We start from the raw sequence: 21,494 nt of genomic DNA, 5'->3' as shown, positions 1-21,494 counted from the left end.
ACCCGATTCTTACCTTTAAATAGAGGATATCCCAAAGCGCCCATGGCTACAAAAAGGATAAGGAAACAACATGCCTCATTGTATTCTCTGGATTGATCAGTCGGTAGCGAAAAAGTTTGTCTTGAGTAAGGACACGGTGGACGCACAGATCATTCACCACAAAGGAAAACCGGAACACCACGATCATCATCCCGATCGTTTCAATCTGATTCAGAACGAGGATCTCAAACATTTTTTCGAGGACGTGGCTGCGAGTCTTTCCCCTGAAGAGGATCTGTTGATTTCCGGTCCGGGACTGGCAAAGACTCATTTTCTAACCTATTTGGAAAAACACCATCCTCCGATCGCCAAGATGGTTCTCGCTGAAATTGTTTTGGATCAAAGTACCGATCCCGAAATCATTGAGGCGGCCAAAAAATACTACGAAAAGCGCCATATCCGACTCTAACCTCGCGATCATCCCCGGATCAAAAGATCGTTTTCAATTTTCTTATAAACTTTTCTCTCGTTTGTGACTTTGAGAACGATCGGTTTCAATACTTCCATCCACCATGTGAATTCTACGGTCCGCAAACGCCGCGTAATCCGGGTCGTGAGTTACGTAAAGAATCGTAGTCCCATTCTCCGCATTGGTTTGTTTTAGAAATTCCATCGCCTTATCGCCGTTAGCCGTGTCCAGGTTTCCGGTCGGTTCGTCGGCAAAGATAAATGTGGGATTCATGATAAGAGCCCTCGCGATTGCGGCTCTTTGTTGTTCCCCACCCGACATCTGAGAAGGATACTTATCCTTGCAGTGTTCCAAATCGAATTGATTTAACAGATTTCTTGCATATTCTTTTTTGATCCCTTCCACGCCGGTCTTTCTCGCCGGCATAAGAATATTCTCCATCGCAGTGAGTTCGGGAAGAAGGTAATGAAATTGAAAAACAAAACCGATGTGTTGATTTCGAAAACTGTGAGCCTCTTTGCTCTGCAGTTCAAAAAGATCTTTTCCGTCTAAAAAAACCCTTCCGGAACTCGGGCGATCCAGACCGCTCAGCATATACAAAAGTGTCGATTTGCCGGAACCGGATCTTCCCGTCAGAGAAACAAATTCTCCTTTTTTTAATTGAAACGTAACGCCTCGAACTACCTGGGTCGGCGGTTCTCCAAAAGATTTGATCAGAGACTCGCAGGCCAACGCATAAGATTCTTCTTGATTCATCGTTTCTTTCTTCCGATCGTCTCGAAGTTTATTTTGGTTCATGTGCTACCTCGAATGATTTCAACCGGGGACAACTTGGAAGCGGAACGAGCCGGAATGTAAGCCGCGATTCCGCTCGTTACTACGGAAAGGAGAAAGGCATTTATATAGATCCAATAGTTCCAGGAAATTTTCATCACGTTGATCATCGGACCTTTCGTATTCGCGCCGCCCAAAGGATAACCGTCCAGGGAATAACAGGCCAGAGCGCCGAGGATCAATCCGAAAACGGCGCCGATCAAACCCAAAAGAAGTCCTTGTATGATAAACAATCGAATCGTATCCCCTTCGTCAAAGCCTACCGATCGAAGGATTGCGATCTCTTTCTTTTTATGATTCACAACCATGTTCAATACGTTATAGATTCCGAAGGCTACGACCAGAATAATCGTAAACGTGGTAGTATCTCGAACTATATTCTGAGTTTTGAATACGGATAGAATGCTCTCATACGCTTGATCCCAGCTCTGAACCTTGTCCCTCGTAAAAAAGGACCATTCCGTCGCGACGTCGGCCGCCTTAGAAACGTCCTTCAATCGAACCGCGATTTCGGAAACGATTCCGTTTGCCTGTGTGATTCTTTGGACCGTCCGAAGAGAGGCGTAGACGGAAACCTCGTCGATCATTCGGTTCCCTACTCTTACGATCCCGCCGACTTTTACGTTCGATATCGTTCCGTTAGGCGAAACGACTTGTACGATATCTCCGGCTTCCGCCCCGAGACGTTCTAAGAGTCCGGCACCGGCAAAGATGATGTCTCCGCCTCGATCAAGGTCTCTAAGATTTCCTTTTTCCACATACTTTCCGATCGTCGTCACCCGCATCTGCCGCACCGGGTCGATCCCTTGCAACTTTCCCGGTAGGGTTTGTTTTCCGAATTTGAAAATCAACTGGCGATTGAGTTGTGGAGCGTAAGCTTCCACTCTTTCGTCTTGATCCAATTTCAAAAACCAACCCTTAACGTTTGTCAGTTGAGTGGAATCCGTTTTACCGGAAGGAGGTTTGATCCAACGGACGTAGTCTCCGTTAAAGAAAACACCTTTGAAACTTTCTTCTTTCAAAACTTCGTCTCGAGGAGAAATACGAATCTGTGCGTCGTTGTTGACGAGTTGATCCGTTATGTATTCTTGAAATCCGAGCATCATCCCGGAAAAAACCACGTAACCGGCGGTTCCCAGAAGAATCCCCAAAAACGTTAGGAACGTTTGTTGTGGTCTACTGATCAGTTGTCTGATTGCTAAAAAGAACATATTCTTAAACTACCGTTGTCCGTCCAAATAGACGGTGTCCGTTTCTAAAACTACGTTATCCAGGACTTCACACCATTCTCCGTCGACGGCTCCGACCTTTGCGTCCAAATTAAGAATCTTACCGTTTCGTCTAACGCGTATCTTTCCCTTTTCAACGGCTTTGACCGGAATTAAAAGTGCGTTTTCTTTTCTTGCAACTTCCACGGCGACGTCGGCAGTCATTTCGGGAAGCGTCCCCTCGGGCATAGAGTCAACGTCTACTCTTACATAAAATTGACCGTCGGAAGGATAGACCTTGTTGACCTTACCTAAAACCTTATTTCCTCGAATGGTTTCAAAACTCAACTCGGCTCTTTGACCCGGACGAATTCTTAAAACCGAATCCTGATCCAAAGACAAAAGAATATAAGTCTTCTTTAAATCCATCATCGTAAGTACAGGAGCGCCCGGCATTACAACCTCTCCCTCTTGAAAAGGAAGAGAAGTAATCGTTCCTGAAAATGGAGCGCGGAAATTACTTCCGGAATCGGAGATCAAAAGTTCCTGTCCCTCTCGAACCACCTCGCCTTCTTTTACAAAGATCTTTCGAATCGAAGAAGTCACTCCAAGTTTGAGATGATAGACTCGATCCGATTTGACTGTCCCAAGAGAATATACGAGTTCTACGATGGATCCGACTTTTGGCGAAATTTCGGTTCTTTTTTCTCGAATCACAAGATAAGAGCCAAATAGAAGAATAGCGATCAGAGCTCCGATGGAAGCGAACCTTCCCAAACGGGAGGTCCAAATAAATTTTATAAAAACCAATGCTTTGTTCATTTCAAAGAGTCACACACCTTTTCAAAATAAAAGAAAAACCAAACGTTGTATTCCACAAAGGATAAACGGGATACGAAAACAATCCGTTATTTCAAAATAGAATGCTGACATTTGTCATGGAACCGGTAACAAACGTGTTCTTATATTTTACGCGGTTTTACGTCTTTAGCTGGAGAATATTACGAATTGCTGAAATCTTTGATTTTTGAATTCTATCCAAAGTAACCCCAAGGAAAAAGGAATGCTCTATTTAGTTTTCAAATACGCCCTGACCTCGTTATTGATCGTAACCATTTCCGAAGTCGCAAAGAAAAACGATAAGCTGGCCGCGTTTATCGGGTCCCTTCCGTTGATTACGATCTTAACTCTGATTTGGCTAAGAGTGGAACAAGCCGATTCCTCTAAGATCGAAAATCACGCCTACTATACGTTTTGGTATGTAATCCCGAGCCTTCCGATGTTTTTTTTCTTTCCCCGAATCCACCAATCCATCGGATTCTGGCCCGCGCTCGGAACTTCCGTAGTCTCGACGCTTCTTCTTTACTTTGGCTTTGCTTTACTTCTGAAAAGATTCGGGATCGACCTACTCTAAACCCTGGATTCCAATTTCAGTTTTATAGAAAGTTAAGAATTCGAAAAAAAATTACAAAAGGAAAACAACGTGGATTCCAAAAAATCGGACAGAATGTAAAAGTTATTTGGTATCGGAACGCTCTGACTCAAATTCGAAACCGTTCTAATCCGAATTTGAAACAAAAATTCCAAAGAATACAAGCCCACTCACAGAAGGGATCTCATCAAAAATAAATCCTCATTTGTCATAGACGAGGGAAAAAATTTACTGTAAAGAATTCAGGTTTTATCCGTCTATTGTCCTTGAGTGCTAAATACATTGAAAAAATTTAAAATGATCCTTCTTTTCATCCTATTCAATCTTGTCGCAATCGCCTACGGAACTGTATTATATTTTTTGTATATAGCAGATCGTTTTCCGATCGCCTTCCTTCTTTTTGTTTCTCTTTCGTTGAGCCAGCTCATTCCTTACTGTTAATTTTTTTCTTCTCCGGCTTCCGACTTCTTCCCCTTTTCATCGAACAAACATTTTATTTTCAGAATTCTTAACTCGAAGAGGAACTGAAATCAGGGAATCCTGCGACTCTTTTGGAAGGTTATAATCCAGGTATTCACAGATTATAACTGAGGGCGTATTTATATGTTTTTTCCAGTATTCTCTTGTAAGAAACGAAAAGCAGATGGCTCCAAAGCTGTCCTTTCGTTTGAAATTACCGGAGTCATCCAATGAAAGAAAAAGTCTGCGATGGTCCATTCTTATCTTTTCCATCGATGCTTTGTGCTGTGTGGATTCTTACTTCCGCTTTCTGGGGTTGTCTTCACGATGAATCTACAACACACGCGCTTGTCTTATTGGGAACCCCTATCTCGGAGTCCAATCCTGTAGGAGCTCCACCGATTCTTCCTAGTCTGAGTTATACGAACTCCTCCCTTGTCTTTGTGAAGAATGTTTCTATCACAGCCATACAACCTACATCCACGGGCAATCCCACTACATTCTCCATTAGTCCCGCGCTTCCAACAGGATTGAGTTGGAATGCGAGCACCGGAGAAATTACCGGCACGCCGTCTTCCGCACAAGGTTCTACTTCTTATACCATCACCGCGGTGAACGAAAACGGATCAAACACGACGACGATCGACATCACGATCCAAGCTCTGAATTCTTTTTGGGCGGGTTATCTCAAAGCTCCGAACGCGGAAAGTATTGCCGGAAGCGGGGACAATTTTGGAAAGGTGGCGATCTCGGGTGATACGATGGTCGTCACCGCGAGTACAGAAGACAGCAATCAAACTACGGTCACGAACTTTCCGGGGCCCATTTTGACTTCGGCAACGGACAATGACGGAACTATCAATTCCGGGGCCGCTTATGTTTTTCGTCGGGTAGGAACTTCCTGGGTTTTAGAGGCATATCTCAAATCCCCGAATGCGGAAACCGGGGATAGTTTCGGTACGAGCGTAGCTATTTCCGGAGATACGATCGTGATTGGGGCGATCGGAGAACAAAGCCCTCTGAATACGGTAATCAATGCGCCTAACGCAGGCCTCACACCGGCAGGCGATACGGACGGCGCGGGCAACGCTGGAGCCGCGTATATTTTTCGTAGAACGGGAACCACCTGGGCTTGGGAAGCCTATCTAAAAGCGCCTAACGCGGCTTCCACGAATCAGTTTGGAAATTCAGTTGCGATCTCCGGAAATACAGTAGTCGTTAGCGCCGTATTTGAAGACTGCGATCAAACCTTTATAACGAATGCACCTTCGACTTTCGTGAGTAATACGAATGCGGTGGATGCAGGAGCCGTCTATGTCTACGCGCGGACGGGAACGACTTGGGCGTTTCAATCCTATCTCAAAGCTCCGAATGCGGAAACAAACGATAATTTCGGCTCAAGCGTATCTATATCAGAAGATTCTAATACGATTGCGGTTGGAGCCAGATCAGAAAAGAGTAATCAAACAACGGTTTCCAATGCCCCGGATCCAAACCTTACCCCTGGTGGAGACAATGACGCATTGGCCGTAGGAGGCGGCGCCGTCTATGTATTTCGCAAGAGTGGTTCCAATTGGGCTTGGGAAGCCTACTTAAAGCCCCCTAATATCGAAGTCAATGATCAATTTGGAATGAGCATCTCCATCTCCGGAGATCGAATCGTAGTAGGAGCGAATGGAGAAGACAGCAATCAACCGACGATCCTCAGTTCTCTCGGGCCGAGTTTGACTCCGGCTGGTGACAACGATGGAGCATCGGGCGCCGGTGCGGCTTACGTCTTTGTTCGTTCCGGATCTACTTGGTCATGGGAGGCCTACCTTAAAAGTCCGAACGCGGAGGCTTCGGACGTTTTTGGAACGAGCGTCGCGATCCTCGGAGATATCATTGTAGTCGGCGCAACTGGAGAAGACAGCGCACTTCCATCGATCATAAATTCACCTTCCGCCTTTCCTACGTCCGCGACCGACAACGACGCTTCCCTAAACTCAGGAGCGGCCTACGTCTTTCATAGAAACGGTTCCGGTTGGAATCTTCAGTCCTATCTCAAAGCGCCTAACGCGGAAACTGTGAGCGGTGTTGGTGATACTTTTGGAACGTCCGTCGCCCTCTCGAACGAATGCATCGTGGTCGGCGCAAATGGAGAAGACAGTTCCCTAGTATCGAATCTTTTTGCTCCGAGCACGCCGCCAAGCGCAACGACCGATGACGACGCCGCGGTCAACTCGGGAGCGGCCTATACTTTCGATCGATAAAAGTTTACGAAGCGTTTTTCGGAACGTTCTTTTTATACTGGGTTTGTTTTGAAATCGGTTCTATCTTCGGTGTTCTTCCAGATCCTTTTTTAGGATCTCAGTCAAAGACAAATGTAAGAATCCGATGTTCTTTCGAAAACCATTTAGTCCTTAGTGTTTAGGAAGCGATCCTGTAATGCCTTTAAAAAGAAAAATACAAACGTTCTGAAGATCCTGACCGACTTTTCGTACGCAAGGCATTGCACACAATCAAACAAATTAACAAAGGATAACGACGGACCCGAAACGTGGACCGTCTATTCTTATAAATGCACCAGACTAAACACGCAGAATTTTGATTCGGAGAAACCGGAGCGAATCTCCCGTAAAATCCGATCCTGATTCTACACTTTAGCCTATTATGATATAGGAAAAGGCAATGCAAGATTGTGATGAAGAAGTCCGTAATTCCACCGAAGACTGTGCGCCGATAAAATCGGAAGATTCCTTTCTCGCGGAATCGGAAAAAAAATTTCTTACTGATCATAAAAAGGCCGCGAAAGAATTGAATTTTTTCGAAGCGGTAAACAAATCCGCAAACGGTTTTGCGGTCTTGGGATTAGACGGGACTTGGATTCATCTCAACCCCGCATTGACAAAGATCGTGGGATATTCCAAAGAAGAACTTCTCGGTATGAACTTTCAATCGATCACCCACCCCGACGATCTGGAATGGAATCTCCGACTCATCTCCGAGTTGTTAAACGGAAAACGGGATTCTTTCAAAATCGAAAAAAGATACAAACACAAAAACGGATACTACGTTTGGATACAAATGGAAGTTTCTCTGATTTCTCAAAACAAAGGAACATCCGGTTATCTCATTTCTCAGATCCAAGAAATCACCGAAAGAAAGGCCGCTGAAACCGCGTTAAAGGAAAGCGAGGCGCGGTTTCGTCAATTGGCCGAAACGATCGACGAAGTTTTTTGGATGAAGGAAGCCAAAACAAATCAGCTTCTTTATGTAAGCCCCGCGTATGAAAGAATCTGGGGACTCACTCTTTCCAGTTTGTATGAGAATCCGGATTCTTGGTTGCAGTCGATTCATCCGGACGATCTTCACCTTGTGATGTGTGCGATCGACAGACAAAAAGAACAAGTCGATTTCAACGAAAGATTTCGAATTCAACACTCCGACGGTTCAGAACGTTGGATTCGAATCCAGTCGTTTCAAATTTTTGATTCCCTTGGAAAACTCGATCGTATCGTGGGAGTCGCGAGAGACGTCACCAAACAACACGAACTCGAAAAACAACTCGCTCATTCTCAGAGAATGGAATCGATCGGTTCGCTCGCGGGCGGAGTCGCTCACGATTTTAACAATATTCTTACCGTGATCATGGGTTTTGCTTCTCTCTTGGATCAAAATCCGAACGACCCGCAAAAAGTAAAACAATCGGTTCAAATCATACAAAGAGCTTCCGAAAGAGGAGCTTCCCTGATCAAACAACTCCTAACGTTGGCGAGAAAAACCGAATCTTACTTTAAATCCGTATCCTTCAACGATCTCATACGCGAAGCCGTGAAAATAGCGAGAGCCACGTTCCCAAAATCGATCCTTATCACCACTTATCTGGAGAAAAACCCGATTTATATCCACGCGGATTACACCCAGATCCATCAGATTTTTGTAAACCTCATCATCAACGCAAAGGACGCGATGATCGAAGGCGGAGAACTCTCCATATCCCTCAAAGAAGTTTCGGGAGAATCCATCGTGTTCCCCGAAAAAGAAAAAAGAAATTCACGTTATGCACTACTTGAAATCGAGGATACTGGAATCGGAATGGACGAAGAGACAAAAAGAAAAATTTTCGATCCTTTTTTTACGACCAAAGAAGTCGGCAAAGGAACCGGTTTGGGTTTAGCTTTGGTTTATGGAATCGTAGAAAATCACAAGGGCTTGATCCAAGTCGAAAGTGTATTTGGAAAAGGAACGATCTTTCGCGTATATCTTCCGATCGAAGAGCGAGCAGCGACCGGAAATTTTTCCTCCCAGGATGTTCCTGAAATCCCAAAACAAAAAAACGATCAGACGATCCTTCTCGTCGAGGACGAACCGATGATCCGAGAACCTCTTACAAATTATCTTTCAAGAATCGGATATAAAGTTCTCGCGGCCAAAGACGGTGAAGAGGCTTTGTCGGTCTTTTTTCAAAACCGGGATCGGATTCAGATTGTCCTCTGCGATCTCAATCTTCCAAAAATCAACGGTCTGGAAGTATTAAAAAAGATCCGCGCCGCAGATTCTTCACTGTTTCTGGTTCTTGCGAGCGGATATATCGATCCTCAGTGTAAGAGCGAAATGGATCTACTGGGCCTCAATTCGGTGATTCAAAAGCCTTACGACTTTAAGACAATTTTAAAAATTCTTCAAGAATTTCAATTTAAGAATTAATAAGAATATTCTGAAATTCTAAACTAGTTTTTTCTTGTGTTCTTTCCAGACTCGATTTCGAATTCTACTGAGAGAAACAGGGGTGATTCCCAAATAGGAAGCGATGTAGTGTTGCGGAACTCGACTGATGATATCGGGTTGTTGGCGTATGAGATTTAGATATCGTTCTTCAGGACTTTCCCGAATCCGAGATAAAAACAAGGCCATATAAGTATCAAAACGTTCGAGAGTATATTCCAAGACAAAATCTTTGAGCTTTTCGTTTTCCTGATAGATCAGGGCCGCGTTCTCCGCGCTTACCATGTAGAATTCGGTGGTCTCAACGCTTTCCAAAACAAAACCGCTTGTTTCGTTGGTCCCACGATAACTGTGAAGAGAAGTGATGGGACGATTCTCAAAAAAGAAAGCTACCGTAATATCTCTTCCGTCGTCGTCGAACCAAATCCGAAGACATCCCTTCTTTACGATAAAGATCGTCTTCACAAATTCTCCCTTATGAATCAGGACGGTTCTCGGAGGAACGGTTCTCTCCTCGAGCATGTGTTTGTATCGAGGCCAGTTCTCATCCAAACTCGGAATTTTCTTTTTTAGATTTTCAATAAAAGGAATGTCGGATATCATTTTCAAAAATCGCTTCGATCGCTGTATCGTATCGAAACATCCAAAAAAGCAATCCTTATTCCGATTGGAACTTAGGGTTTCGTTTAACAATTCTTGAGCCATTGGAATCGAAAACGATTTCTTTGCGGTCCGCTGCTTCGTCGGTATTCGAAGGCGAAATAGAAAACGTATCAACATTAGGACATTGTCGAACGATTCTTGTAGCGAATTGCAGGTTCGCAAAAAACGGAGATTCTCGTGAAAAGAAGTAGGATCCAAATTCTTTTCCTGGCACGAAGTCCGCGATCACACTGCGATTCTTAAGAAGTCTTTCCGATCTTCACCTTTCGTAAAAACTCGAATTCTTAGCGAACATTGTTCTTTTTTTTTGCAACCTGCTCTGACAATCTGGCTCTTACCAAATATATGAAATCAGCAAATTCCTCCAAAAACGAGAAATATTCCCATAAAAAATACAAGGCTCCGGATGCGGAACCGGGTTTGCATCCGGGAAGCTCGCATCTGGTTCGAAGAATTTTGGATTGGTTCGGCAGATTCTATGGAAGTCTGTTTTACAAGGCCGAAGTCCACGGACTTCACAACGTTCCCAAAGAAGGAACCGTTCTTGTTCTCGCCAAACACCAGAGAAACGATGATATCCCCTTAGGTCTTGCAAAAGCTCTCTACAAAGTCCGCTGGAGCATCTGGGCAGTCATGAAAGATTCTATGGCAGCGCCTATCTTCTTTGATTTCTTTTTAAAATGCGGAGGAATTCCGTTAAACCGACTTGAGCCCCGTAAGAGTAAGAAGGATCTTTTGTTTGCGCGAAAAGTATTATACAATGGTAATATGCTCGTCATCTTTCCGGAACAGACGACGGTTCCTTACAAGATGGGAAGAGGAAGACCCGGAGCTTTTCGTTTTATCGTCGGCAAACCAGAAGCCCCCCTTCCGGTTCTTTGTCTCGGATTGGACTACGAACCGAGAGGTTTTTTAAGAAGAACCAAACTCACGATTCGAATCGGAGAATTAAAACACCTTCATCCGAATCAGGATCCGGAAGAATTCCTACACGAACGTATGCACGATATTGCAAATCTTACAAATTTAACCTATCCGTTTACTTATAAAAAAGGCGCGGGAGACAGTTACGAAGAATCAGAATCCAAAGCAGTAGGTTCCGCAGTATGAGAATTCCACTCGCAAAGGGAAACAAACGAGCCCTCCTCGTTGAAGGAGGAGGAATGAAAGGCGCCTTTGCCGGAGGTGCATTACATTCTTTGCATACGATTCTTTCACCCAAATACTTTGATCTTGTGGTCGCAGTTTCTTCCGGCGCCTGTTCGGCGGCGTATTACGTTACGATGCCGAAACCGGAACCCGAAAAGAGTTTGAAAACACTTGCGATTTGGTATTTCGAATTAGCCGGCCGAAAACTCATCTCTCCGTTTCATCCTTTTCAAGGAAAAACTTTCTTGGATCAGGAATATCTCGTAGACGATCTCTTTGGACAAAAATACCCGCTTCCCGCGGAAAACTTTGAAAAGTTCGGCCTTCCCGAATTCAGAATCGCGGTGAGTAATCTTCACACGAGAAGTATAGAGTATGTGAGAGCGACTACTACTAACATATTCGATCTTTTGAAAGCCGCGACTTCGCTTCCGATCGCAACCAGGGGAAGACACAGAGTGGACGGAACGCTCTACTCCGACGCTGCGGTTCTCAACCCTCTTCCGTTGGAGGATCTGATCGAAGCGGGATATAAGGATATTACGATTGTCTTAAATTCTCCCGTTGAAAAAATTTCTCCGCCCTTCGGGTTTTTTACAAGTTTTCTTTCCTTTCCTAAAGATTGGAAGATGGCTCGTCTGATGAGTCGTTGGCATCATCATCACTTCAATATCGCTCGTGAAGTCGCGCAAAAACCTCCGAAGGGTGTGCAGATCCACATGATCTCTCCGGAAAATCAATTGCCTGTGACCTTAGTCACCACAAACGGATCCAAACTCAAGGAAACCGTCGACTTAGGAATGAAGAAGGGAGAAGAAATTGGAAACTTTCTTCTGAAGAAATTTAGTAAAAAACATGTTTCCGCAAAACAGCTTTCGACTGTTAAAAAACTCGTCAAACCGAATCGTTTGGAATCTTCGAAAAAGAAATCGAGTAAAAAGAAAAAATCGGTCCGCTGAAATGTCCTCCTCCGCGACCGTTTCAAAACGGTCGCAAGTCCTTCCATTTTCCTCCTCTTTAATTTTCTCCTTTCTATTAAAAGGAAAAACGTTTTGTTCTCATCTACGATCTCTCGAAATTTCTAAATCCGAATATAAGAACTAAAGACTTCGAACGATTCGAGTTGCTTTCCAAAGTTCCTACCAAAAGGATCTCAACAAAAAACACTTAAAATCGGACTTCAAGTCCGTATGAGATAAAATTTCGACACCAATCATTTGTTTTGTTAGCAGAAGCCGTTTTTTTAGCCACTTCGACAGACCGATTCAAAATTGACAAATTAATTCTACTTTACAATAAATGTCTATATTGTAAAGTTTGACAAATGAGCGCAAAACCGAACGAAACAATAGACAGAAAAACTGACATACTCAATTCTGCGCTTATAGTTTTTTTTAAATACGGGTTTCGTAAAACCTCTATGGACGAGGTAGCAAGGGCCGCCGACGTATCCAGACAAGGGCTCTATCTCCACTTTGCTACAAAAGAAGACCTCTTTCGCGCGGTGGTTCAAAACACGCTTCAAAACTCATTGGATGCGGCCAAGAAAATGTTAAGCGACAAAGAACTTTCTATAGAAGAAAGGATCGTTTCTGCCTTTGACGCGTGGATGGGTCAGTATGTGGGAATGCTCGCTTCGGGGGCATCCGATCTTGTGGAAGCAAGCAAAAACCTACTCGGTTCTACCATCCATGAATACGAAGAGCAGTTTTTAAAAGCGATCGGAAAGACTATTCAAGAATCGGAATTAAAAAACTATTATTCCGGCGCGGGCCTCAAGATAAAAGATTTAGTCGAAACTCTCAACCAAACGTCCGTAGGGCTAAAACATTCTTCTAATTCTCGTTCCGCTTTCAAAGAGGGAATGAATACCGCAGTTAAAATTTTATGCACACCACTCGGGAGTCGTCATGAAAAAAAATAAGAAAGTAATCAAGGTTTTAAAAGCGATCCGATGGATTTCCATCGTTACTCTTTTCTCCGCTTGTATCTTTAGCGTTTATACTTGTATGAGTTTAACGGCTTCAAGCGAAAGAGAGGCAAGAATCAAAGCCTCACCCAATTGGAAGGACGGTCAATTTGTAAATCCTCAACCGTTGATAAACGACGTCTCCGAAAGTATACTTTCTCTTTTCCGTAAAAGCGAATTTTCAAGTCCGATCGAAGAGTTAAATGTTCACAGACCGGAACCTTCCCTCTACGACGTCGAGCCTGCAAGCGGAATGAGAGTCACCTGGTTCGGACATTCTTCTACGTTAGTCGAAATTGACGGTTACAAAATTCTCACGGATCCGATCTGGTCCGATCGTTCTTCTCCTGTCACCTGGGCCGGACCAAAACGTTGGTATGCTCCTCCTCTCTCTTTCGAAGATCTTCCCAAAATCGACGTCGTCGTTATTTCGCACGATCACTACGACCACCTGGACTACAAAACCACACTGGCCCTAAACGAAAAAGGCGTGGTCTTTATAGTTCCCCTCGGAGTAGGAAAACATCTATCGCATTGGGGAATTCTTGAATCAAAAATTGTAGAACTCGATTGGTGGGAATCCTTCTCCATCAGAGAACTTAAGATCGTAGCGACTCCTGCAAGACACGCTTCCGGAAGAATTCTTTTGGACAAAGACGAACACCTCTGGGCCGGATATGCTCTGATCGGCGCCAAACATAGATTATACTATTCGGGAGACACAGGTCTTTTCCCCGCGATGAAAGATATCGGCGAAAAATACGGACCCTTTGATCTTACGATGATCGAAACCGGACAATACAACCAAGCCTGGCCGGATTGGCATATCGGACCGGAACAGGCGGTGATCGCTCACAAGATGGTGAGAGGAAAAAGTTTCTTACCGGTTCATTGGGCCCTCTTCGAACTCGCGGCTCATGGTTGGACCGAACCCATCGAAAGAGTGTTGGTCAAGGCAAAGGAAATGGGCGTAAATGTATTCACTCCAAAACCCGGACAAAGTTTCGAACCGGAGGCGAGTGAGAATTTTTCCCGTTGGTGGCCGGACCTTCCGTGGAAAACCGCCGCGGAAGATCCGATTCGCTCGACACAAATGAATTAGAAGAATAGAATATTCAAAGGATTGAACATGAAAATCAAAGCGATTATCACGGGTGCGACCGGAATGGTGGGAGAAGGAGTTTTACACGAATGCCTCGAAGACAAAAACGTGGAATCGGTTCTTGTAATTCATAGAAAGCCTGGAGGTTTTACACATCCGAAACTAAAAGAGATCGTACTAAACGACTTTTTTGATCTTTCCTCGATTGAACCTCAACTCAAAGGATACAACGCCTGCTTTTTTTGTCTGGGCATCAGTTCCATCGGACTCAACGAAGAACAGTATCACAAGATTTCTCACGATCTGACTCTACACTTTGCAAAGACCCTGCAAAAACAAAGCCCCGAGGCGACTTTTTGTTACGTATCGGGCGCGGGAACCGACAGTTCCGAAAAGGGAAAGGTAATGTGGGCAAGGGTAAAAGGAAAAACGGAAAACGATCTTTTACAAATCGGATTCAAAGCCGCATTTAACTTTAGACCCGGATACATGCATCCCACTCCGGGCTTGAAAAACACACTTCCTTATTATAAGTATTTTACGTGGGCCTATCCGGCCCTCCGTCGTTTCTTTCCAAAACAAGTGACAACGCTCGCAGAATTAGGGAAGGCGATGTTAGCCGTTGCTCAAAAAGGATACGGGAAAAATACCATCGAAGTTCCGGACATTGTCGTATTAGCAAAACGAGGATAAATCTCCAAAAGCAAAAGACCGATTTTCAAAATCGTGTTTTTGTTCTTGATCCAATTTTCTTATATTCAAAATTACGTTGACAACGCCATCTGTAACTAAAACAGTGACAAAATGACTCCGAGCTGGTTGTAAAATTCATTTTTAATAAAATGGAGAAACAAATAGAATCGGATAAGGAAGAATCCTTGCCATCCAAACCGAAGCCTTTTTTTCTCATTCTCATCTTAGGTACCCTCACCGCTCTGAGTCCTTTTTCCATCGACATGTATCTTCCCGCATTTTCGGAGATTGCAAAAGATTTAGATACGCCTGCTGCGGAAGTGGCTCTTTCTCTTTCGAGTTATTTTATAGGCTTGGCCTTCGGACAACTTCTCTACGGACCTCTCTTGGATCGTTTTGGCAGAAAAAAACCTCTCTACGTCGGACTTTTCGTTTATATTCTCGCTTCGTTCGGATGTATGTTTTCTCGTTCTATCGATGAACTCGTCATTTTTCGTTTGATCCAAGCGATTGGAGGCTGTGTGGCTAACGTTGCCTCCGTCGCGATGGTCCGAGATTTTTTTAGGGTGAAAGAAAGTTCAAAAGTATTTTCCTTGCTCATTTTGGTTTTGGGCGTTTCTCCTCTTCTCGCACCTACAGTCGGAGGTTATATCAGCACAAATTTCGGATGGCATGCAATTTTTATAATACTCTCCGCGATCGCATTCTTAATGCTTTTGGTAAGCGTGTTTTATCTTCCGGAAAGTCATAAAGCCGATCCTTCCGTTTCGTTAAAACCGATTCATATTTTTCATCAATACGGGATCGTTTTTAGAAATCCACAATTCTATTCTTACACGTTAGCCGGCGCGGTCGCCTTCTCGGGACTTTTTGTATATATCTCGGGTTCGCCGATCATATTTATGGAAATTTTTAAAGTAGAACCGCAGAAGTTCAGTTATATATTTGCGCTTCTTTCGGTAGGATTTATCGGAGCAAGTCAGTGTAACATTTTTTTAGTCAAAAAATTTAAGAATGAACAGATTTTGAAAACCGCTTTGCTCGGTCAGGTTGCAGTCACACTTCTTTTTTTGATCGGAACCTGGAACGGTTGGTTTGGCTTGATCGGAACCACCCTATTCTTCTTTAGTCTTTTGGCTCTTGTGGGACTACTCAATCCGAACGCAGCCGCACTCGCACTCGCACCGTTTTCAAAAAATGCGGGGACCGCGTCCGCTCTGATGGGTTCTCTTCAGATGGGAATCGGCGCCTTTGCCTCGAGTTGTGTCGGCCTTTTTAGCGCTCACACGAGTCTTCCTCTTTCGATCATACTTTTTGCTTCCGCAAGTTTTGCGTTCCTTATTTTGATGATAGGAAAACGGAGAATTCCGGAAGAACTTCCGGTCCACGAAGAGATCACTCCTGCGATTTCGGTTTAATGATTTCCTAAACTTAGGATTCAATCAAAACCTAAAGTCTTGATTGAATCCATTTTGTAAATCACTTTAGAGAGTTAGAATATACTCAACTAAGTCGTCCACTTCGGATGCGCTTCTCGCACACCATGGATGTGGAGCCGCCGGCATACCGATGGGTTGTTTGGTTCCCATCTCTTCCGGACCGTATTCTCTCCTCATCTTTTGATAATCCCAGTAATACCAATCCGGATCGTTCGGAAGCGTCACGAAATACTTGTGTCTTTCGATAAAACGATTTCGTTTATTTCCAACGTCAGTATTCGGAGATTTGATTACGCGAAACACGTCGCCTTTCCGGTTATAGGCGGGATACGGTTGTGGAAAGTCCGGACCGCCGAGCGCGGGCTGCACCGAAGTATGGAGCGTATAATAAGAATTATACAAGCCGGAACCTTCCGTACAACGATCCGGATGAACCAAGTCTTCCAGATTTCGGACGTGTCCGTCGCTTAACAATCCCCTGTGTTGCACCCAATACATGTCTCTCAAGAAGTTAGCACGAATCGACTGTTGTTCCTTTTGATAAACGGTCGGAGCGAAAAATCTTCCCACTTCGTTGAGCTTGAACATCTTTTCGTTGGAATTGAGTCCGATCTTATCGCTATGACAGGAACCACAATCCCTCTGATAAACCGTCTTACCTCTGTTAATCGATTCCGCAACTCCCGGAAAAGATTCCCAACCTGCTTGAACAAAACTCCCTTCTCCCAGATTGATTCCGGTTTGAGAAATCAGTTTTCCTTTGGATTTGAGCCAACGATATATACCGACTTGTCTCAGAGGTTTATCATATTGGTCAAGTTTGGTCATGTAAGCTGTCAAAGCTTGAAGTTCTTTCGCTTTCATCGAACCGGTAGCTCCATCGGGTTCTTCCGAATGAATATAAGATCCTTCAAAACCGACGTAGGATTCGGTATGAGACAAAGAACGTCTAACGCCCATGTAGTTGGTCACGTTTGGAATCGCGATCGGAGAAAACTGATAGTCGTTATCGGTTTCACTCCCTTCTCCTTTAACGCGGACTAACGTGTGTTCGCCGGCGCCCTGAGGCATGTGATAGATCAGAGCTGTCTTATCGATGTCTTTTGCAGAAGAGTCAAAACTCGGACCGGGTTCAGATTCCTTGATTCCTTTCATATCTCCTAGCAAAGACCAGCGCATCGACCAATTCGGATTCGGAAGTCCTGGAATCACCTTTGTCACCACACTTCCGGGAGACGCCTCAAAGCTGATTCTATAACCGTGACAAGAAGCGCAGTTAAAACCGATCCATTCTCCTTTGCCTGTATAAGGGTGAGAAGCTTCCTTATAACGATAACCGACCCAACCGCTACTTCTTGTGTTTCCTTTTGTCAACTGATCTCCTCCGAGATATCCGGGAATCGGAGTCGGTTGCGGATAGGGATCGAAATATACGTTATCGATCGCCGCACTTGGAACCTCGTTTGAGATCGCGTGATAAGCGCCGAACAACAACGCCGGATCGGCAACGTAACCCGTGATCGGATCCGTGGTTTGATAACCGAAGATCTTATTCCAATCTAAGTTTCGAATGGCGTGCGCCAAACCGATGTTAAAGTCGTAGGACCAGAATATTTTTTCTCCAAGTGAGAATAGATTGTTAAAACCGGGATTGTTGACGGTTACCGCAAGAGGTTTCGTAGCCTTGGCTTCGCTTAACAACGAAACGACGTCGCATTTGTGTTTAAAGTCTTCGTCTGTGATTCTTTTTGTCTGAGCGTCGATCACGTTATGCGCGTCCGTCGGCTTGAGCAGAGAAAGATTGTAGCCGGTTCGTTTTTGAACCTGAACGATCAGAGGTCCTCCGCTTACGTGTTCCGGAACCTTAAAGTTGATTTCCGAATCGGACCAACTGAGAATGTATTTTCCCCACTGATCGTGAGTGTCCTTGGTTTCAAAGTTCACCTGTTTGATGAGATCAAGTTTTTGCTCAAACATTCTAAGATCCGTTTCAAGAACTCTAGTGTTTCCGATCATAATCTTTGTGTAATCTATATCGGGACCGGATCCGAATCCGCTTCCTCTCAGAGTGATCGTTTGTCCCGGGCTCAATACGGGAGGAGGAACCGGTATCGGACTATCCGGAAGATTTTGCCAAGCAAGTCCTCCGTTGATGGATAAGGATTCCAATTGTGGATCCGGAAAAAAAGCTGCGGACGCAGACCTGACCCCTTCTCTTACGGCATCGAACTTACATACGTCTTCTTGATCCGGAAACTTCGTAAAGATTCCTGCGGGACAACCCGCGATCAGGATCAGAGTCGCAACCAGTGGAATATTAAAATACTTTTTCCCAAGGGGAAACTTTCGCATTTTCATCGAGACACCTCTTCTCTTCATTCTTCTTTTTAAAGATTTAAAAAGAATAACCGATATTCAAAAAAAGGTCGTCTGAGAGATAGAATCCGGACGTTTGAATTTCGTGAATCGAACGTTTCTAAAAATTAAATAAGTAGAATATAACTGGAATGTAATTCAATAAGTCTTGTTTAGAATTTTCAAAGAATGAAAAATCGCGGATTCTTTTTATAACAATCGCCTAGTATCACTTGACAACATACAAAAAAGAGATCCCTTTTTCCCATGTCGGAAACGGATTGGATACGGGCCGTGATCTATTTTGGAAGTGCGCTCTCAGCGCTTCTTACTTTTCAAAAACTGATTCCGCAAGAAATCAGAAGAGAGAATCGTTTGACAGCGCTTCTCTTTGCTTCCTTGGGAATCATTCTTTTCACGGTTGGAAACGTGCTTGGGAAAGTGGATCAGACGTTTCCCCATTCTATCTTTCTATTGCTCACGTCCTTTTCTATGATCGGACCTGTAACCTTGCTCTATACGCACGCACTTCTCTATCCAAATCAGGATCTACAGAGGGATATCAGAATCCATTTCGTATTTCCAATTATCTTTATCATTTTGGAAATCTTATTCTTTGCGAGAATCCCGGAAGAGATTGTATCGGATCTCAGAAATTTTCGAGAAATTCGATACAAACACTTTCTCGCGATTTCATTTCTGGTGACTACGTTTTTGACTACGGGATACTTTATTGCAAGATTTCGAATGTTAGCCGGGCTTTCTTCCGTGCCGGAAATCAAAACTCAGATTCGTTTTATCTTTATCTTGGCTTCGATCACGATGATCGCTATGTATTCCTTAGTCTTCGGTTTTATGGGAGGAAGCGACGAACTTTTCGGCCTCGGCGGAGTTCTTGTCGCTTTGATCGTAATTCTTTTATTTCTTGCTCCCGCCCGTTATCCTGACTTTTTTGTACCTTTGACCAAGGAAGTCAGAAAACGAAAATACGAAAAATCGTTGTTAGTCGGAGTCGATCTGTCTTTACTGGAACTCAGAATCGAAGAATTGATGCGGGATAAAAAACTCTACAGAGATCCGGAACTAACGTTAACCACTCTTTCCGAGGACTTAGCGATCAAACCGTATCAGCTTACGGAGTTTCTAAACGAACATCTAAACACCGGATTCTACAATTACGTAAATCGATACAGAATCGAAGAAGCCGTAAATCTGTTAAGAGAAAATCCGGAACAAGACGTTCTTTCCATCTGTTATTTTGTGGGATTTAATTCGAAGTCTTCCTTCAATGATTCCTTTCGAAAGATAACGGGAAAAACGCCGAGTCAGACTAGAAAAAAAGAGATCGTATGAAATTCTGATTCCGGGAAGAATCTACAACCCGGAATCGGAACCTTTTTTTATTTCTTATTTGAGCTTTTCCGAAATCAGAGAATCCAAAGACAAAACTCCACCGCCTCCGATCAAAAGCGCCAGTGCCATCGCGGTCGCAAGGATATGATATTCAAAACCTTCTCCGGCTTGTGTGTTGAACCAGTTCATAAAAAATCCGTTGGCTCTTACAAAGACGGCGGCGCCGATCATAGTAAGAGCGATTCCGAACGCTGAAAGTTTTGTAGCAAAGCCGAGGATCAATCCGAGCGCTCCAAAGGATTCCGCCAAGATGACGAGTAACGCAATCACGGATGGAATTCCTTGCGATTGAAAAAAACCCATCGTCGCTCCGAATCCAAATCCTCCGAACCATCCAAATAATTTCTGAAGTCCGTGAGGAAGTATCACAACTCCGAGGGCAATTCGAACGAATGTCAAGATCCAACTCGATTCCGTTTGAAAGAATTTTTCGATCATTTCAATCTCCTTTAAGATAAGGAAACTATAGAAAATAAAAACGAAAATGTAAATGGACGGATTCCGTATTTTATGGTGTTTTTCGTTTGGAATCTCGATAACTTTCCGGAGAGGTTCCGGTTTGCGCTTTGAAATAACGACTAAAATATGCGTTATCTGCAAAACCCAATTCCCATGCGATTTGTGTAATATTCAAATTTGAATGTAGGAGCATACGTTTGATCTCAAGAACGATACGTTCGTGAATCACCGACTTCGCCGACTTACCCAATTCTTCGTGACAGATCCGATTGAGAGTGTTCGGCGCGATTCCTATCTTTCGAGAATAATAAGAAGTATTTCTTTCTTTTAAAAAATTCTCCTCCAAAAATTTCTGAAACAATACGATCGTGGAATCGGCCGGGATCTCGTTCGCTTGTCCAAAATCGTATTCTTTTTTGGCCTGAAGAAGAATCACTTGAGACAAGATCAAAAGCATTTTCTTTTCGGATCGTAAGTTCTTTTCATCGACGAGTCTTTCAAAATCGGATCTCAGTCGTATAGAATCCTCGATCAGAATTTTCGGAGAAGTTTGAGCAAATTGAAAAAACGGATATTCTCGTAACAGGGAAGCATTCTCACCTTGATCCGTAAAAAACTCGGAAGAAACCTTGAGAGCAAATCCTCTTACAGGTTTTGTAAATTTCCAAGAATGCACTTGCGCCGGTTTTAAAAAGAAAAGAGTGTTCTTTTCGATCGTATATTCTTGAAAGTCGATCGTATGAGTTCCTGCGCCTTCCAAAAAAAAGAAAAGTGCGAAGTAAGTATGTCTGTGAGAGCTATCGTATTCTTGAAAGCTGGGCGGCAATTCTTCCAAACGACCCGCGTAAAAAAAAGGATCTGTTTTATCTTCGACTACGTCCGAAAGATGAAGAATCGGAGGAATGTGATCTACCTTTGACATTCTGCTTCCAGTGAACACAATCCTTATAAAATTGCAATTCGGAAGAATCTAGAAATTTCGTTTTTCTATCTTTAAAAAGGCCACGCTGAAAATCCTTATTTTGTTTCTCAGTGAAATCGTAGAAGAAGCTCCTCGAATGGTCCTCTCTTTCAAAAATGAAACCGACTTGATTCTTTGCTTTGAATTCTTATCAATCCATTTCCGTTTAGCAATTTGCAATAAAAGACATTTTGATCCCTCGA

General features: G+C 43.7%; 18 protein-coding genes. 11 read left to right on the top strand and 7 right to left on the bottom strand.

Annotated elements, in window-relative coordinates:
- Nucleotides 1–70: 70 nt before the first annotated feature.
- Entirely contained in the window at nucleotides 71–448 is a 378-nt protein-coding gene (locus A0128_RS08020) for an eRF1 domain 2 (protein WP_069607028.1), read from the top strand.
- A 42-nt stretch (nucleotides 449–490) separates the two neighbouring features.
- Here A0128_RS08020 and A0128_RS08015 read toward each other — a convergent pair whose 3' ends face one another.
- Genes A0128_RS08015 through A0128_RS08005 form a run of 3 tightly spaced genes read right to left on the bottom strand, consistent with a single transcriptional unit; the run spans nucleotide 491 to nucleotide 3,312 of the window.
- Nucleotides 491–1,204, bottom strand: coding sequence for an ABC transporter ATP-binding protein (locus A0128_RS08015; RefSeq protein ID WP_069609198.1), 714 nt, complete (start codon nucleotides 1,202–1,204; stop codon nucleotides 491–493).
- Nucleotides 1,205–1,242: 38 nt separating this feature from the next.
- On the bottom strand, nucleotides 1,243–2,493 hold the full coding sequence (locus tag A0128_RS08010; protein WP_069607027.1) for an ABC transporter permease: 1,251 nt from the start codon (nucleotides 2,491–2,493) through the stop codon (nucleotides 1,243–1,245).
- Nucleotides 2,494–2,502: 9 nt separating this feature from the next.
- Nucleotides 2,503–3,312 carry an efflux RND transporter periplasmic adaptor subunit gene (locus A0128_RS08005; RefSeq protein ID WP_069607026.1) on the bottom strand — a complete coding sequence of 270 codons (810 nt, stop codon included), beginning with the start codon at nucleotides 3,310–3,312 and terminating at the stop codon, nucleotides 2,503–2,505.
- 241 nt (nucleotides 3,313–3,553) lie between these two features.
- On the opposite strand from A0128_RS08005, the gene A0128_RS08000 reads away from it, so the two are divergent.
- From A0128_RS08000 to A0128_RS07985, 3 genes are all read left to right on the top strand, one after another.
- Nucleotides 3,554–3,904 (top strand): DUF3147 family protein, encoded by a 351-nt coding sequence (locus tag A0128_RS08000; RefSeq protein ID WP_069607025.1) that lies wholly within the window; start codon nucleotides 3,554–3,556, stop codon nucleotides 3,902–3,904.
- A gap of 707 nt (nucleotides 3,905–4,611) precedes the next feature.
- The gene (locus A0128_RS07990) at nucleotides 4,612–6,633 is read left to right on the top strand and encodes a putative Ig domain-containing protein (protein WP_083244088.1); all 2,022 of its coding nucleotides are present in this window, start codon (nucleotides 4,612–4,614) and stop codon (nucleotides 6,631–6,633) included.
- Between the two features lie 418 nt (nucleotides 6,634–7,051).
- Nucleotides 7,052–9,070, top strand: coding sequence for a hybrid sensor histidine kinase/response regulator (locus A0128_RS07985; protein ID WP_069607022.1), 2,019 nt, complete (start codon nucleotides 7,052–7,054; stop codon nucleotides 9,068–9,070).
- Nucleotides 9,071–9,088: 18 nt separating this feature from the next.
- Here A0128_RS07985 and A0128_RS07980 read toward each other — a convergent pair whose 3' ends face one another.
- Nucleotides 9,089–9,691, bottom strand: a complete 603-nt coding sequence (locus tag A0128_RS07980; RefSeq protein WP_069607021.1) for a Crp/Fnr family transcriptional regulator — start codon at nucleotides 9,689–9,691, stop codon at nucleotides 9,089–9,091.
- Between the two features lie 405 nt (nucleotides 9,692–10,096).
- On the opposite strand from A0128_RS07980, the gene A0128_RS07970 reads away from it, so the two are divergent.
- From A0128_RS07970 to A0128_RS07945, 6 genes are all read left to right on the top strand, one after another.
- Entirely contained in the window at nucleotides 10,097–10,861 is a 765-nt protein-coding gene (locus A0128_RS07970) for a lysophospholipid acyltransferase family protein (RefSeq protein ID WP_069609197.1), read from the top strand.
- The gene (locus A0128_RS07965; RefSeq protein ID WP_069607019.1) at nucleotides 10,858–11,859 is read left to right on the top strand and encodes a patatin-like phospholipase family protein; all 1,002 of its coding nucleotides are present in this window, start codon (nucleotides 10,858–10,860) and stop codon (nucleotides 11,857–11,859) included. The genes A0128_RS07970 and A0128_RS07965 overlap by 4 nt, the downstream gene beginning before the upstream one ends.
- Nucleotides 11,860–12,224: 365 nt before the next feature.
- Nucleotides 12,225–12,824, top strand: coding sequence for a TetR/AcrR family transcriptional regulator (locus A0128_RS07960; protein ID WP_069607018.1), 600 nt, complete (start codon nucleotides 12,225–12,227; stop codon nucleotides 12,822–12,824).
- Entirely contained in the window at nucleotides 12,811–13,971 is a 1,161-nt protein-coding gene (locus tag A0128_RS07955) for an MBL fold metallo-hydrolase (protein WP_069607017.1), read from the top strand. The genes A0128_RS07960 and A0128_RS07955 overlap by 14 nt, the downstream gene beginning before the upstream one ends.
- A gap of 27 nt (nucleotides 13,972–13,998) precedes the next feature.
- Nucleotides 13,999–14,664 carry an NAD-dependent epimerase/dehydratase family protein gene (locus A0128_RS07950; protein ID WP_069607016.1) on the top strand — a complete coding sequence of 222 codons (666 nt, stop codon included), beginning with the start codon at nucleotides 13,999–14,001 and terminating at the stop codon, nucleotides 14,662–14,664.
- Between the two features lie 185 nt (nucleotides 14,665–14,849).
- On the top strand, nucleotides 14,850–16,082 hold the full coding sequence (locus A0128_RS07945) for a multidrug effflux MFS transporter (RefSeq protein WP_218918953.1): 1,233 nt from the start codon (nucleotides 14,850–14,852) through the stop codon (nucleotides 16,080–16,082).
- A 66-nt stretch (nucleotides 16,083–16,148) separates the two neighbouring features.
- Here A0128_RS07945 and A0128_RS07940 read toward each other — a convergent pair whose 3' ends face one another.
- Nucleotides 16,149–18,455 carry a hypothetical protein gene (locus A0128_RS07940; RefSeq protein ID WP_069607014.1) on the bottom strand — a complete coding sequence of 769 codons (2,307 nt, stop codon included), beginning with the start codon at nucleotides 18,453–18,455 and terminating at the stop codon, nucleotides 16,149–16,151.
- 270 nt (nucleotides 18,456–18,725) lie between these two features.
- On the opposite strand from A0128_RS07940, the gene A0128_RS07935 reads away from it, so the two are divergent.
- On the top strand, nucleotides 18,726–19,811 hold the full coding sequence (locus tag A0128_RS07935; protein WP_069607013.1) for an AraC family transcriptional regulator: 1,086 nt from the start codon (nucleotides 18,726–18,728) through the stop codon (nucleotides 19,809–19,811).
- 54 nt (nucleotides 19,812–19,865) lie between these two features.
- On the opposite strand, the gene A0128_RS07930 is transcribed toward A0128_RS07935, so the two are convergent.
- A complete protein-coding gene (locus A0128_RS07930) occupies nucleotides 19,866–20,309 on the bottom strand; it encodes a DoxX family protein (protein ID WP_069607012.1) in 444 nt (147 codons plus the stop codon).
- 70 nt (nucleotides 20,310–20,379) lie between these two features.
- Nucleotides 20,380–21,252 (bottom strand): AraC family transcriptional regulator, encoded by an 873-nt coding sequence (locus A0128_RS07925; RefSeq protein WP_069607011.1) that lies wholly within the window; start codon nucleotides 21,250–21,252, stop codon nucleotides 20,380–20,382.
- Between the last annotated feature and the right edge of the window lie 242 nt (nucleotides 21,253–21,494).

It is taken from the genome of Leptospira tipperaryensis (genome assembly GCF_001729245.1).
Lineage (GTDB): Bacteria > Spirochaetota > Leptospiria > Leptospirales > Leptospiraceae > Leptospira > Leptospira tipperaryensis.
This window is presented reverse-complemented; position numbering and strand designations above follow the sequence as displayed.